This is a genomic window from Alishewanella agri BL06 (assembly GCF_000272005.1).
GTDB classification, from domain to species: Bacteria; Pseudomonadota; Gammaproteobacteria; order Enterobacterales; family Alteromonadaceae; genus Alishewanella; species Alishewanella agri.
In genome coordinates, this window is the sequence record NZ_AKKU01000017.1 from 32,941 (window position 1) to 48,444 (window position 15,504).

At 52.7% G+C, this 15,504-nt stretch carries 12 protein-coding genes; 1 reads left to right on the forward strand and 11 read right to left on the reverse strand.

The window, feature by feature from the left end:
• The 6 genes from AGRI_RS10065 to AGRI_RS10090 all read right to left on the reverse strand — a co-directional run bounded on the left by AGRI_RS10065 (nt 1) and on the right by AGRI_RS10090 (nt 9,971).
• On the reverse strand, nt 1–1,497 hold the full coding sequence (locus tag AGRI_RS10065) for an MFS transporter (protein WP_008984836.1): 1,497 nt from the start codon (nt 1,495–1,497) through the stop codon (nt 1–3).
• 133 nt (nt 1,498–1,630) lie between these two features.
• Complete coding sequence (locus AGRI_RS10070; protein WP_008984837.1) at nt 1,631–2,671, reverse strand: linear amide C-N hydrolase; 1,041 nt, start codon at nt 2,669–2,671, stop codon at nt 1,631–1,633.
• Nucleotides 2,672–2,731: 60 nt separating this feature from the next.
• Nucleotides 2,732–4,618 (reverse strand): glycoside hydrolase family 13 protein, encoded by a 1,887-nt coding sequence (locus AGRI_RS10075; protein WP_008984838.1) that lies wholly within the window; start codon nt 4,616–4,618, stop codon nt 2,732–2,734.
• Entirely contained in the window at nt 4,618–5,592 is a 975-nt protein-coding gene (locus AGRI_RS10080) for an alpha/beta hydrolase (RefSeq protein WP_008984839.1), read from the reverse strand. The genes AGRI_RS10075 and AGRI_RS10080 overlap by 1 nt, the downstream gene beginning before the upstream one ends.
• A 15-nt stretch (nt 5,593–5,607) precedes the next feature.
• On the reverse strand, nt 5,608–8,058 hold the full coding sequence (locus AGRI_RS10085; RefSeq protein ID WP_008984840.1) for a glycoside hydrolase family 31 protein: 2,451 nt from the start codon (nt 8,056–8,058) through the stop codon (nt 5,608–5,610).
• Nucleotides 8,058–9,971, reverse strand: coding sequence for an alpha-amylase family protein (locus AGRI_RS10090; protein ID WP_008984841.1), 1,914 nt, complete (start codon nt 9,969–9,971; stop codon nt 8,058–8,060). The genes AGRI_RS10085 and AGRI_RS10090 overlap by 1 nt, the downstream gene beginning before the upstream one ends.
• Before the next feature lie 88 nt (nt 9,972–10,059).
• Here AGRI_RS10090 and AGRI_RS10095 point away from each other — a divergent pair, with 88 nt between their 5' ends.
• The gene (locus AGRI_RS10095) at nt 10,060–10,335 is read left to right on the forward strand and encodes a GGDEF domain-containing protein (protein ID WP_008984842.1); all 276 of its coding nucleotides are present in this window, start codon (nt 10,060–10,062) and stop codon (nt 10,333–10,335) included.
• Here AGRI_RS10095 and AGRI_RS10100 read toward each other — a convergent pair.
• From AGRI_RS10100 to AGRI_RS10115, 5 genes are all read right to left on the reverse strand, one after another.
• Nucleotides 10,332–11,537 (reverse strand): EAL and HDOD domain-containing protein, encoded by a 1,206-nt coding sequence (locus AGRI_RS10100; RefSeq protein WP_008984843.1) that lies wholly within the window; start codon nt 11,535–11,537, stop codon nt 10,332–10,334. The genes AGRI_RS10095 and AGRI_RS10100 overlap by 4 nt on opposite strands.
• A 108-nt stretch (nt 11,538–11,645) precedes the next feature.
• A complete protein-coding gene (locus AGRI_RS10105) occupies nt 11,646–12,896 on the reverse strand; it encodes a DEAD/DEAH box helicase (protein WP_008984844.1) in 1,251 nt (416 codons plus the stop codon).
• A 109-nt stretch (nt 12,897–13,005) separates the two neighbouring features.
• Nucleotides 13,006–13,158: a DUF5989 family protein gene (locus AGRI_RS16600; RefSeq protein ID WP_008984845.1), complete on the reverse strand. Its 153-nt coding sequence runs from the start codon at nt 13,156–13,158 to the stop codon at nt 13,006–13,008.
• On the reverse strand, nt 13,158–13,565 hold the full coding sequence (locus tag AGRI_RS10110; protein ID WP_008984846.1) for an SxtJ family membrane protein: 408 nt from the start codon (nt 13,563–13,565) through the stop codon (nt 13,158–13,160). Before AGRI_RS10110 ends, AGRI_RS16600 begins: the two co-directional genes overlap by 1 nt.
• A gap of 20 nt (nt 13,566–13,585) precedes the next feature.
• Nucleotides 13,586–15,424: a carbamoyltransferase family protein gene (locus tag AGRI_RS10115; RefSeq protein ID WP_008984847.1), complete on the reverse strand. Its 1,839-nt coding sequence runs from the start codon at nt 15,422–15,424 to the stop codon at nt 13,586–13,588.
• Nucleotides 15,425–15,504: the final 80 nt, after the last annotated feature.

Genomic DNA, 15,504 nt, shown 5'->3' on the forward strand with positions numbered 1-15,504 from the left:
TTATCCCTTTACTGTTTCGGTTTTTACCCGCAACACATAAAGTGCCGCTATCACATAACTGACGCCACCAATCGCCAGCGCATAAATCGCCTGCCCCTGGAACAGATAACCCACCAGGCTACCCAGAATGGCTGCCGCCAGCAGCTGCGGCAGTACGATAAAGATATTAAACATGCCCATATACACCCCCATTTTATGGGCGGGTAAACAGTTAGATAACAGCGCGTAAGGCAGTGACAAAATCGAGGCCCAGGCAATACCAATGGCAATCATCGGTAACCACAGCAGCGCCGGATCTTTAATCAGGAAGAAGGAGAATAAACCCAGAGCGCCGAATAGCAGGTTAATGCAGTGCGCTTTTTGCGTACTGGTGGCTTTAACCAGTAGCGGGATCAGCAAGGCAGCAATGGCGGCGAAACCGTTATACACCGCAAACAATACCCCAACCCAGTCAGCGCCATTGTTATAGGCTACCGAAGTCGTATCGGTGGTGCCATAGTGGTAGCTGGTGACGGCGGCGGTGGTGTAGATCCACATCGCGAATAACGGAAACCAGGAAAAAAACTGCACCACGGCCAGTTGGCGCATGGTTTTCGGCATGGTAAATAAATCATCTGTCAGCTGCACCAGCATATTGCGGTTTTGCTGTTGCTTAAACCAGCTGGCCGCCCATTGCAGTAAACCAAAGGCGGCAATTAAGGCGCCAAGTAAATACAGTTGCTTATCCAGCTGCCAGAACCCAACCGCAGCAAAGGCTGCTACACCAATTACTACGGCTGCAGCACCACTGCGCCAGTAATCCTGAGCCGGGGTTGCCATAGGCGCACTGGGGTGTTCTGCCTGCTCCGCGGCATCAAAAGCAGCCAATTGCTCCGGGCTATATTCTTTACTGGAAATAATGGTCCAACCCACCGCTAAAAACAGTACCACACCACCGGCATAGAAAGAGTACACCACCGAATCCGGGATCATGCCTTCGGCAGCAGTATTGGCTACACCAAACCAGTTGGTCATAATCCAGGGTAAGGCAGACGCGACCACGGCACCGACACCGATAAAGAACGATTGCATGGCAAAGCCGGTTGGCCGCTGCTGTTTGTTCAGGTTATCACCGACAAAGGCGCGAAACGGCTCCATCGTCACGTTAATGGCGGCGTCTAAAATCCACAGCATACCGGCGGCGATCCACAAGGTCGGCGAGTTTGGCATAATCACCAGCGCCGCGGTAGTGGCTAAAGCGCCGTATAAAAAGAACGGCCGGCGGCGGCCCAGCCTAGTCCAGGTTTTGTCACTAAAGTGGCCGATGATCGGCTGAACCAGTAAGCCGGTTAGCGGGGCGGCGATCCACAGGATCGGAATTTGCTCCATGTCGGCGCCCAGGGTTTGGAAGATCCGGCTGACGTTGCCATTTTGCAGGGCAAAGCCAAACTGAATACCAAAAAACCCAAAGCACATATTCCAAATCTGCCAAAAGCTGAGGTTTGGTTTGGTTTGCATAATGCTGTTCTCTTTTGCGGTTTTATAATTATTTACCTGTCAGGCTGTTTGATACCTGCATTTACCGGCAAGGACAAGATGAATACGTATTCAGCAAGCACCGGTACTACTGCGGCGCCGGTGCTGTGAGGTTTTAGAGTCCGGCAAACACAAACGGCTGGGCCGGCTTAAACTGGGCCAGCGCATCGCCGGCATACACCTGATGCTCTGCCAGCCGCAACTTGCGCACCGGTTGTCCGGCACTAAAGTTGACCTGGCGGATATCAACCCAGAATACGTTAGGCGTTAGCGCCGTTTCAAAGTAGTAGGTCAGGTTTTTATGATCCGCCAGACTGCGCCAGCGGGTAGAGGAAATATTGGGTTCGGCTTCGGAAGAAATACCAAAGGGCACCGAGGCATTGCGAATCACACTAAAGACGCTGGCCACCGCCAGTTTCGCATCGCTGGTTTGCGGTATCGCATTTAAGTAAAACGATGCCCGGACAAAGCGGTCAGCGGCCCGGTTAGTACCGGGTAACATCACGGTGCCACCAATTTGCTGCCAGTATTCATTAATCGCCAGCTGCTTTTCAAAAATCGGTGAATTGGTCATCACGGTATAGTCAGGGCTATGGTGGATCACCAGTTTGCCATCCAGATACTCAAATACCGCATTATCCCCACTGGCATCCGACAGCGACAGATGGAGGGTCGCAAACTTACTGGTGCCCGGAATATCAGCCGACACAATAACAAAAGGTTCCTGCCGCATAAAGGCCACCGCTTCGGCCACGCTGGCAAAATTATCCAGCATATACTGCACCCAGGCGGCGATAGACAACCCCGGCGCCTTGCCGTCGTAATCGGCATAGCGTGACTCGACCAACCACAATAAATTCGCCACCAGACCTTTTTCATTCATGCCATCAGCGCTGGCAATATCGAAGGCGCTGGCGACTACACTGCCATATTTGGCGGTCCAGCGTACCGAGTTGGGGCCGACCTCGCCCTGGCGCTCGATACCGCGCGGAAATAACCAAAGATTCGCCGGAATTTCATCTTTCCAGTCCATGGAGCGGGCGGTAATAATGGTTTGCTCCGGGCCCTTATAGACAGCCCGGGTACAGGCATCGCTTACTGCCACAGGCAGCATTGCAGTCAGACAAGTCACAGCAAGCAGTTTTTTAATTCGCATTGGAAAGTCCCTGTTAAACAATGAAAAAATCACTGCTAACTATGGCAGAACAGTCGCAGTTTAGCGAATATCTAATACCAATACGCCCCGCGCCGGCACGGTTAGCTGTTGTTGCAGCTGCAATTTTGCACCGGTTAGCACCTCTGTGGCCTGCACCTTGGCTGGCAGCACCTGCCTAAAACGTGCCAGCTCCAGTGTTACCGGATGCGGTTGCTTATTCATCACCACCATCACAGTTTGTTGCTCGTTATAGCGGAAATAGGTATAGGTGCCGCGATCCGGGGCAAAGTGCAGTAGCTTACCCTGATGGATTGCGCTGGCAGTTTTACGCCAGTTTAGCAGCCGGCTGACCAGTTGCTGCGCCATACGCTGGGTATCCGTTAACCCCACGCCGGTAAAGGCATTGACCTTGTCACCCGCCCAACCGCCGGGAAAATCAGCCCGTACCTTGCCATCATCGCGCTGTGGCGGGCTGGTCAGCGCCAGCTCAGTGCCATAAAACAGCTGTGGAATACCGCGCATGGTAAAGAGATAGCTCAGCGCCATCCGGAACAAGTCTTGATCTTCGCCCAGCACTGAAAATAAACGGGCAGTGTCATGGTTACCCTCAAAGATCACCAGATTAAAGGGATCGGCATAGACATGATCGTTACTCAGCATTTCATACAGGCGGATCCAGCCGCTATTCCAGCTCTCTGGCTCTGCCAGTGATTTTAGCAGGGCGTCATACAGCGGGAAGTCGAGCATCGCCGGAGTATGCGAGACATAGCCATCTTTATTCTGCTTGCCGGCCTGCCAGTACGAGACGATAAGCGGATTCGGGCTCCATTCTTCACCCACAATATTAAACTGAGGATATTCCTGCATAATGCGCCGGCCCCACTCGCTTAAAAAGGCTTTATCGGCGTAAGAATAGGTATCTTCCCGAATACCGGACAGCCCGGCGTATTCCACCCACCAGATACTATTCTGAATAAGATAGGTCGCTAATCTGGGGTTACGCTGATTCAGATCCAGCATGGTGTCGACAAACCAGCCATCGGTAAATAGCTCGCGATCAATATCGGCCGCATAAGGGTCCTGAATGGTGCTGCGGTTATGATTGGTTGGCACAAAGTTGCCATTGCCATCGCCGCTCGGGAAGTTCAGCCAGTCTTTAGCCGGTAAGTCCGGCAGCCACCAGTGATTACTGCCAATATGATTAACGATAATATCCTGAATCACCTTAATACCGAGCGAATTGGCGGCCGCAACAAAGTCGCGGAACTGCGCATTGCTGCCAAAGCGGGGATCCACCCGGTAAAAGTCGGTGGCGGAATAGCCATGATAAGAGAAAGCCGGTTGATTATTTTCGGTTAGCGGCGTTGGCCAAACCGCAGTCACGCCCAGCTGTTGCAAATACGGCAGCGCTTGTTGCATCCCGGCCAGATCGCCGCCATGACGGCCATTATCATCCTGCCGGTTCGCCTGCTCCAGCATCCCGGGTACGCTGTCGTTACTGGGGTCGCCATTTACAAAGCGATCCGGCGTAATCAGATAAATCGCATCAGCGGGCGAGAAGCCCTGACGCTGTGCCGAACCTTCACTTCGCGCCAATAACGGGTAATCGACTTGCTGTACGGCTTTTGCACCGCGCCAAAGCTGCAGTGGCAAGGTGCCCGCTGCCGCATCAGCAGACAGTGTCAGCTCAACAAACAGATAATTCGGGTTATCGGTACGATGTACCGCGCTGATGCTAACCCCGGGATAGCTGAGCTTAGGTGTCAGCTCTGCTAACTTATCCCCGTACAACATCAGCTCAACAGTCGGATGCTGCATACCAACCCACCAGTTCAGTGGCTCAACCCGCTTTACCCTAGACGCGTATTCACTAGCCGCCTGCAAACCAAAACTCAGGCCATAGATAGCTAATAAGCCAAATAACTTTAATTGCAAAAAATTACGCATTAGTTTTGCTCCTGCGTTGGCTTAGCCAGTAAAAAGCGCAGTGGTGTTGCTAACCGGGCCGCCCAGGCCTGTTCACTGTGATCGGTACCGGCAAACAGCTCGCTGTGCCACAAGGGCGCGCTAAAACCTTTGCGCCGGAATAAGCGATCGACCTCCTGCTGTAACGGCGGATAGAGCGCATCCAACGTTTGGTCACCATAATCAAAGTACCACTTATGCTGGCCGGCAGCGGGGAGCTGTTGCTCCAGATAGCTTAGAAAGGCCTGCGGGATCGGGTTATTCTCTACGCTAAAGGTGCCGGGCCAGTGGGTGGATAAGGCAGCGGCACCGCCAAATACCTGCGGATAGCGGCTTTGCGCATACCAGGAAATCAGACCGCCCATACTGGAGCCCATAATAAAGGTCGCTTCACGCGCCGGATCAGTAGCAAAATGCTGATCGATATAGGGTTTTAGTTCTGTTACTAAAAAGCGCAAATAGTTATCGCTGTAAACGGCACCGGCAAATAACGGTACACCGGGCGCGCGCTCCAGTTGATACAGCTGTTGCTGCACCGCTTCAGGTAAACTTAAAAAGGGCTGCTGCGGAAAATACTCGCTGTGCCGCGCCGCACCAATATTGTGAATGCCCACCACAATAAAGGGCCGCACCTGACCCTGTTGCTGTAACTGCTGCGCCGTTTCGGCTACCTGCCAGCTTTGGCCATTCCAGGTGGTACGGGCATCAAATAACATCTGACCATCGTGCATATAGAGCACCGCATAGCGCTGTGCACTGCTATAGCCCTCCGGTAACCAGACATCGATCGGGCGGCTGGGCACATAGGCCGACGCGATCTGCGGTAAGCGCAGCAACTGCCCGGCACTTACCTCTGGTAAAGGCGGCGTATTGTTATCCGCCGCCAGCAGCGGACTGCTGGCTGCTAAACTGAGGATCAACCAGGCCTGCCGGCCGTATTGTTTGATGCTTCGCATAATCCGCTCCCTTGGCTAGTAGCGTACCTGTAGCATTTTACTGTCAGCCGTAAGTGGCAGCTTAATCTTTAACTGCTTATTGGCTTTATCGTACCAGGCCATATAGTCACCCCGGGCAAAGCGCTGCGGCTGGGCAACAATCGGGATATAACGGCCATCCAGATAGATTTTACGCGCCTTGCCACGTTGGTTATGCAGCACCAGCGTTAAATCGCGGCTGGCCGGCTTGCCCTGATACTCCCCGCCTTCGCGGCTAAAGTTCAGCGTTAGCCTGTTGTCTTCCGTCGTGGCCGCGAAATGCAGCAGCTCATACTGGCCCTTGGCAACCGAATCCGGCGTTACGCCATCATCTTCAAACAGGCTGTACTGGCTGGTAGCGACACTCTGATCGGCGTAATAGTGCAGCGTTAACGCCTTGCCCTGATAATCCGCGGTGCGTTGCAAGCTGTCGGTCATCGGAATAAAGCTACCGGCTTTTACCAGCACCGGAATGGTATCGATCGTTACCGGGCGCTGTAGTACCTGACCACCTTCCAGCCGCTCGCCGCTAAAGAAATCAAACCAGATGCCTTGCGGCAGATTTACCGGCCAGCTTGTTACGCCTGGTTCCGTTACCGGCGCCACTAAAAAGGCATCACCCCATAAATAGCTGTTGGCTTCATCGCGTAGCGCCGGGTTTTGCTCATCCAGGAAAAACAGCGGCCGCATCAGCGGTATACCACTTTGGCTATGCTGATAGGCCAGCGTATAGTTGTACGGCAATAAGCGGTAACGTAACTCCAGCCAGGGGCGCAGGGTGTTAATCACGTCCTGGCTATGGAATACCGGCTCAGGGGCAATATGCTCCTGGGCATGTGGCCGGTACACCGGCTGAAATACGCCATATTGCAGCCAGCGGATATAAAGCTCAGGATCAAAAACCTCACCACCGGCAAAACCACCTAAGTCAGAGTGGATCCAACCAAAGCCAAACAGGCCCATTTGCAGCGCCAGTTCAACCTGCGGCTTTAGCCCGCCCCAGCTGCGGTCGACATCACCGGTCCAGGGCACCATACCAAAGCGCTGCGAACCTAAGCTACCGGCGCGCATCATTATAAAGGGCCGCTGTGCCGGGAAATCGCGACGATAGCCCTGATGCACCAACTCAGCCCAGCGATGGCCATAGGCATTATGCACTGCATCGGCAGGCTGTAAGCCAATGCCCGGCAGATAATGATAGGTATCGGCCGGGTGCACTTCAGGCTCGCCCAGATCGCCCCAAATACCACCAACACCTTGCGTCAGTAACTCATGGTAACGCTGCCAGAACCAATCGGCGGCTTTGGGATTAAACACATCAACCAGACCGGTATTACCAAAGTAAAAATCAAAGGTCTTTGGCTGCCCATCCGGCCCCGGTGCGATAGCCCCCGCCGTAACCGACTCATCCCAGCGCTTGGAGCTGGTCAGGATAAAGGGCTCAGTCACCAGGATCGTTTTAACGCCATCGGCGGCAAAATCAGCCAGCATCTGCTCTGGACTTGGGAAAGCTTCACGATCCCAGTCCAGATTACCCATATGGCCCTGAATATCCGGCCCGAACCAGTACAGATCGATCACAATGGCATCTAATGGCAGCTTAAGATCGCGGAATTTTTGCACCACCGCCCGCGCCTCTGCCTCAGTGCGATAACCAAAGCGCGAGGCATAGTTGCCTAAGGTCCAGCGCGCCGGTAATGGCGGTTTGCCACTGACCGCCAGATACTGCTGGATCAGCTCAGGGGTCGTATCGGCAGCGACCAGCAAATAGCTGCTGCGGCCGCCCTGAGCACGAAAACGTAACTGATCTGTCTGGCTATGGCCCAGATCCAGCTCACCAGTGGCGCCATTATCAAACAGCAGCATATAGTTTTTATCAGATAAAATACCGGCCAGGCTAAAGTACATCTGGCTCGACTCGGTACTGTAGCCATAATGCGCCTTGTTATAGAGCGGTAATTTATGACCGCGGCGATCCATGCCCAGTACCCGTTGCCCGGCACCAGCTAATTTTTCCTGCTCGGCAAGACTAAAATCAAAACCCAGCTGACCGTCCGCCTGAATCAGGCCGGCCTGATCCCGGGTTAACAGCTCGCCATCGCGGTAAAAAGCAATACTTAACGGGCTTTTGTTGATCACCAGTTGCAAGGCATCACTTTGCAGTGTTAATTGCTGCTCGGAGCTGGCTAGCGCCAGCTCAACCGGCTGCGCCGGATTACCGATCAGCAGCGAGGGTAACTGAGTTACCCCGGCAGGCTGATACCAAACTGCGACACTGTGCGGGTTATAGAACTCAACGCTCACTTCGCCCTGATCGGTGGTTAATACCACCCCTTGCGGCGTAATGCGGTGACTTTGATAATGCTCAACTGCCAACGCAAATAACGGCGCCAGCGATAAGGTTAGGGCACTCGCAGTGGTCAGGACCCAACTAAACACTTTGCTCATTACTCCCCCTGGCGATTAAGTTGATACACCACAGAGCCCAGCGCAGCCAGCTTGACTTGCACCTCACCCTTGCCAGCGGTGACCACTAATTCATTAGTTTTACCCGTCAGTTGATCTTGCAGTAAATATTTGCCATCACTTAATTGCCAGGTGGTGATTAAATCTGCCGGTAGTTGCAGACTGAATTCAATGCCCTGTTGCGGGTTAAAATGGCTAACAACTAACAATTGCTGCTGTTGGTTATAACGGGCGAATGCTAATTGCTGCTCTGAATAAGCACTGCCGGCAGCCAGGTTGTCGGTGTGCAGTTCGCGGTAGGCACCGTTTAACGCCGGCGCCCTGGCACTAAACTGCATTAAGGTTTCATAGAATTGCCGCAGCTCACGCTCTGCCGGGCTTAGCGCACCGCCATCAAATTTGCCACCATTCATCCAGCGTTGGTGATGTGGTACCCCCCAGTAATCAAAGATGGTGGTGCGGCTGGCCTTACCAAAACCAGCGTCAGCTGCACCCGGTTCGCCGACATCCTGGCCAAAATAAAGCATGGTCGGGGATTTACTGATCAAGGCTGACACCACCATCGCCGGCATCCCTTTGCGGGCATCGCCAGCAAATTCCGGAGCGGCAATACGCTGCTCGTCATGGTTTTCCAAAAAGTGCAGCATATGCTGTTCAATATCGGCCATCCGCTGTTGAATAGTAACTAATTCAGACGTCGGGCCTTTACCCTGCATCACCAGCTTCAGGCTGTCGTAAAACTCGACTTTATCGTACAGGTAATCCATCAAACCAAGCTTGATATAGTCGCGGTATAAATGTGGTTGATACACCTCGGCCAATAAAAAGGCGTCCGGGTTTTGTTGTTTAATATGGGCGTTTAAATAGCTCCAGAATTCCACCGGTACCATCTCGGCCATATCGTAGCGGAAGCCATCAACGCCCATCGCAGTCCAATACAACACGATGTCACGGAATTTAATCCAGGTGTTGGGCACTTCTTTGCCTTGCCAGAACTGATAATGCGCTTGCCAATCTTTCTCAGCGTAGTCGGCCGGTAGTTTGTCAAAGTCGTAACTACCATCCGGACGCACACCAAAGTTGATTTTTACCGTTTCATACCAGTCGTCAAAAGCCGGCTGCACCGAACGGGCGCCATTACCGGTCCATTTCGCCGGCACTTCGGCAAATTTGCCATCGGCCAACGGGTGAGCGTCACCACCTAGTACCTGATAATCCGCCGGCCAGATCGGAACTTGGAAGGCGGAACCCGGCACATAGTAAAAATTATTATCACGGGCATATTCCACACTGGTATCGTCATCCGCACCAAAATCACGCACGCTGTCCGGCTTAGCCAGTGACTCATAACGCCGCGCCACGTGATTAGGGACGATATCGATCAACACTTTCATGCCATGTTGATGGGTACGGGCGATCAGCGCCTGGAATTCTTCCAGCCGCTTGGCCGGGTCGTCGGCCAGATCCGGATTCACACTGTAATAGTCTTTCACGGCATAGGGTGAACCGGCACGACCCTTTACCACATCAGGGTCATCGTTGCTGATGCCATAGGCGGTATAGTCGCGGATCACCGCATGGTGTGGCACCCCGGTATACCAGATATGGGTTGTACCTAAGGCTTTAATACCTTTGAGCGCAGCATCGTTAAAGTCACTAAACTTACCGACACCATTTTCTTCCAGTGTGCCCCAAGGCTTGTTAGTGGTATTCGTATTACCAAATAGGCGGGTAAATACCTGATACACCACGGGCTTACCGGCAGACTCTGCAGCGGCGTCTGTTTTAGGATTTGCGGCGGCTGCCGGCGTAGCCTGTTCCGGCGCAGGTGCTTTACCACAAGCAAGCAACATCGACAGCGCCAGAGCGCTTAGGGTGGCGTGTTTTATTTGCATCAGCGATTACCTTGTCTGTTGATCTGGTTATGGTGATTAAATTACCGCAGATCCTGCGTTGGGTTATGCCTTTTTTTGGTGCATACGTATGCAAAGCAGCGATTTATGGCTGGGGCGTTTCGGTGGTGAAGAGTTTGTAGTAATTCTACCCGACACATTACAGGCGCAAGCGCTGGAGATCGCCGAACGGCTGCGTCTTACGCTGGCAGAAACAGCAATGCCTGCACCTATTTCCAGGGCGCTGACCCTCAGTATTGGGGTCGCCGAGCACCATAGCGGTCAAAGCATACCTGAATTGCTGGAACAAGCTGATCAGGCGATGTATCGCGCTAAAGCCAGTGGCCGTAACGCCGTTTGCAGTTAAACCTGCCGCAAAAGACTTTCTGCCCAAGCGACGGCTTCCAGATACATCGGTGCCAGATCTGCGCCTTCAGGCAACGACTGCAGTAAATCATCAGTCAGTGGCCAGTCGGCTTGTTCCAGCGCTTCGGTGAGTTTCAAAAAGTGCCCAAACTGCCCTTCACGTTTTAGTAGCGCCAGCTTAACTTCCGTCAATAATGGCAGCTGAGCAAGTAACTCATCCTGCGGCTGCTCAACTATCAAGTGTACATTGGAGAATAGCCCGGTTAAAAAGCTGCTAGGTGGATTCTTAGTTAACTTAACATGGTTAGCCAAAGCATCGCAAAAGCGCGCTCTGACCAAGGACTGCCGCAGTAACTCATCTGGTGAACCGTCCTGCAGATTGGCCAGCGCTAACAGCGCAATAAATTTTTTCAGCTCGGCCTCGCCCATATAGACCATCGCATGTTTAACTGAGGTTATTGCCTGGTTCTGACCGCTGTGATTAATAAAGCGTAATAGTTTATAAGACAGCCCCAGGTCACGCTGGCAAATATCAGCTAGCCGCTCGAAGTCGAGTGTACAGGCGGAGGCTTCTGCCATTAAGGCCAGCAAGTTCGCTTTATTGGAGCTCAGTTGCTTATGCTTTAGCATTTCCGGGCGAGCAAAAAAGTAGCCTTGAAATAACTGAAAGCCCATCAATTTTAATTTTTCAAACTGCTCGGCTGTTTCCACCCGTTCGGCCAGCAGTGTAAAAGGATAATCCGCTACCCGGCGCAGGTGACGGCTAATCTGCAACAAGTTAAATTGCTGCACATCGACCTTCAGATAGCTGATAAAAGGTAAGAACGGGTCCCATTTTGGGTCAAAGTCATGATCGTCCAGTGCCAGCTGGTAGCCAAGCTCCTTAAGATACTTCAGGGTAGCTAACAGCTCAGGTGTTGGTGGTACCGTTTCTAACACCTCGATCACCATCGATTCCGGTTTAATCGAGGTCGGGAAATGATGCAGTAGGGTTTCTTCAGAAAAGTTGATAAAGGCCAGTTTATTTGAGGTGACCTTCTCCACCCCCATCAGCAGGTGATGCTGCATAATCAGCTTCGAGGTTGCTTCGTCTGCATCTATTTTTGGAAAGGCGTTTGCTTCACCATCGCGGAAAAGCAGTTCATAACCGATGGTTTCTTTAGCTTTGTTAAAGATTGGCTGACGCGCTATATACCCATACATCCCGGCTAACTCCAAAGTACGACGCCTGAAGTTCAGTATATGCCGATATAGCGGGGATACAAGAGCGCGACAGCAATTATCTCAGCTGCCGCGCACGTCGTTCTGAGACTAGGCAGGCGCCCGGTTAGTCGTTTTAGCTTGGGTGAACACTCTGGGCTTTTTCGGCTTCTTGGGTTTCACCGCTGCACTACTTAGCACTGTCTCGGCTAACGGCTGCTGCGGAAAAAAGCCGGCTATTTCTTTGCGCGGCAACTGCAGCTTGATTAGCTTTTCAATGCCTTTCAGTTCTTTTAACTCTTCAGCACAGACCAGCGATACCGCCAAACCAGCGGCACCGGCGCGACCGGTGCGGCCAATACGGTGCACATAATCTTCAGCAACATTTGGCAGCTCATAATTGACGACCTGCGGTAATTGCTGGATATCCAGACCACGAGCAGCAATATCCGTTGCCACTAACACCCGAATGCCGCCGGCTTTAAACTCAGCCAGAGCTTTGGTGCGGGCATTCTGGCTTTTATTGCCATGGATAGCCATGGCGCTGATGCCGGCTTTTTCTAATAACAAGGTTAGCTTATTGGCGCCATGTTTGGTTTTGGTAAACACCAGCACCTGCTGCCAGTTGTGCGCTTTAATTTGCTGGATCAATAAATTGGCTTTCTGGCCTTTATCAACCGGGTATAACCACTGCTCAATCCGCTCTACCGTGCTATTTGGCGGCGTTACCGTGACTTCCAGCGGTTCATGCAGTAAGCCTTTGGCCAGGGTGCGGATCTCTTCAGAAAAGGTGGCCGAAAATAACAGGTTTTGCCGCTTTGGTGGTAACAGTGCCAGAATTTTCTTAATATCGCGGATAAAGCCCATATCCAGCATCCGGTCGGCTTCATCCAGCACCAGAATTTCCAGCTGATTAAAGCGCACCGCGTTTTGCTGATATAAATCCAGCAACCGGCCCGGCGTAGCAATCAGAATATCGACACCTTTACGCAGCGCCATCATCTGCGGGTTAATTTTAACGCCACCAAATACCAGCGTACTGCGTAGCGGTAAATGCTTACCATACAGCTGCACACTTTCGGCCACTTGCGCGGCCAGTTCACGGGTTGGGGTTAAAATCAGTGCCCGTACTTGATTTGACTGTACTTTACGGCCTTGCTCGCGACTGTCATTTAACCGCTGCAGCAAAGGTAAGGTAAAGCCAGCCGTTTTGCCGGTACCGGTTTGGGCGGCGGCCATCAGATCACGCCCCGCCAGTACCGCCGGGATAGCTTGTTGTTGAATAGGGGAAGGTGTGGTGTAGCCTTTTTCAGCTACCGCTTTGAGCAGCTCAGCCGCTAAAGGTAAATCAGTAAATTGCATGCGTATTCCCGCAGTGGTGCTGCGAAAATCTCTGCCCGCAGCTGCAGTGCCCTTCAAAAGGAAGGGCGCGCAGCATACAGCATTTGCTCAGCTTTAGCTAATTAGGCGCTCAGAATAGGGTATAGATAAAGCCCGCCAGCGCAGACTGCTGACTGACAACGACCAGCCCGCCCAACAACGCCAGCACTAAAATAATGGGTAGCAACCAGATTTTTTTGCGCACCCGCAAAAAGGCCCATAAATCAGTTAAAAATTCCTGCATTAGAATGGATCCTCCAAATCTTTAGCAAGCGGCTCTTTATCGGGTTGGCGCCAGAAACTGTCCCCTTTCGGGTGCGCCTGATACTGCAATTTACCGCATAACCGCAGCAATAAGCCCAGTGGCATTATCAACAGATAAAACACCACGCCGAGCAGCAGCCGGGTATTCAGCCAGCCCATCCCTGCTGCAAAAGCCATCCAGGCCCGATACGGATAATATAAGCCTGGCGCATAAACCAGCGCCAGCAATAAAAATCCTGCAGCGACCATCCAAGGCCAGAGAGGCCAAAACCAGCCAAAAAGCCAGGGTAGCAAGAGACCAAACAGCATCGGGATCACCAGCGCCATTTGCAAGCCAAATTGGCGCAGCCCCTTGTGGTCAGTTTTTTTTAGTAACAGCGCACTCATCTGTTATCTGCTCCCCGGCACTAATCTGCGGCAAAGACGCGCTGGCGCGCCGCCTGTAGTTTTAAAGCAGGCTGGTCAGCTTTATGTAGCAGGCAGTTGCCCAGCACCAGTACATCCATATCGGTCGCATAGAAGCCCTGCAAGGCATCAGCCGGGCTGCAGACCGGCGGCTCGCCCCGGACATTAAACGAAGTATTAATCAGCACTGAGGTGCCGGTCTGAGCTTTAAAGTGCTGCAACAGCTGATAAAAACGTAGGTTAGTATCGGCACTGACCGTCTGCACTCTGGCACTGTAATCAATATGCGTAATGGCCGGCAGACTGGAGCGCTGTTGCGCCAGCCGGGCTAAACCACTTAACCCCGGCGCCACCTCAAGTTGTAATTCAGCGGCCAACCTGGCCACTAACAACATATAGGGGCTGGGGCAGTTAAGTTGAAAATACTGCTGCAAATCCTCGGCCAGCACCGCCGGTGCAAAAGGGCGAAAAGATTCGCGCTGTTTAATTTTCAGGTTCAGGATACTTTGCATCACCGGGCTGCGCGCATCACCAAGAATGGAGCGATTCCCCAATGCCCGCGGTCCAAATTCCATCCGCCCTTGAAACCACCCGACCACCTTACCCGCCGCCAGTAACCGTGCCACCTCCGAATACAGCTGCGGCTCGCTCAAGTACTGATAGGGTGCCTGCTCTGCCTGTAACAGCGCCTGGATTTCGCTGTCGCTATAGGCTGGCCCCAGATAGCTCCCCTGCATCTGGTCCTGCTGCTCATCGCTGTGCCGCGGCTGCTGAAAATACTGATACCAGGCTAGTAAGGCCGCGCCCAGGGCACCACCGGCATCGCCGGCAGCCGGTTGGATCCAAAGCTCCTGAAAAGGCCCCTCGCGCAATAAGCGACCATTGGCGACACAATTTAAGGCGACACCACCCGCCAGACAAAGCTTGCTGGCGCCGGTCAGTTGTTGGGCATGACGGGCAATTTTCAGTACGATCTCTTCGGTCACTTGCTGAATGGAAGCGGCTAAGTCGAGATAGAGCTGGCCGGGTTCGGCGTCTGCTGTTAACGGTGGTGCGCCAAACAAGGCAGCAAAACGCTGATTAATCATGCGTGAGCCAACCGGATAAGCAAAATAGCGCATATTCAGTGCAAAGCTGCCATCCTCGCGCACGCTAATTAATTCGCGATAAATCAGCTCAACATACTTAGGCTCGCCATAAGGCGCCAGCCCCATTAACTTGTATTCGCCGGAATTCACCTTAAAGCCGCAGTAATAGGTAAAGGCCGAATACAGTAAACCTAATGAATGCGGAAAATGCAGTTCCGCTAAAGGCCTTAGCTGATTACCCTGGCCATGCCAGATAGTCGATGTCGCCCACTCGCCAACCCCATCCAGACAGATCACTGCCGCTTCCTGATAGGGGCTGGCATAAAACGCCGAGGCAGCATGCGCCTGATGATGTTGGCTAAACAACAATTTGGGTAGTGGCGCCTTGCGATCCAGCCCGGCTAACGCCCGAAGCTCACGCCGTAATAAGGTTTTTAAATACAGTTTTTCTTTCAGCCAAACCGGCATCGCCATTAAAAACGAGCGAAAACCGCGCGGCGCATGTGCCAGATAGGTTTCCAGCAAGCGTTCAAATTTCAGTAACGGCTTGTCGTAAAACACTACGGCACTTAGCTCACTGAGATCTATCCCTGCTTCGCGCAAACAATAGCGAATGGCGTCAGCTGGGAAGCCGGCGTCATGTTTCAGGCGGCTAAAGCGTTCTTGCTGTGCCGCCGCCACTATCACGCCATCGCGCAGCACACAGGCGGCACTATCATGGTAATAGCAGGAAATACCGAGGATATAACGCATAAATCCATTAACTGAAAACTTATTGCCTTAACTTAACCTGATTTTTAAAAAGCCGATAGAGCTGGTATCAGAAAACTTGC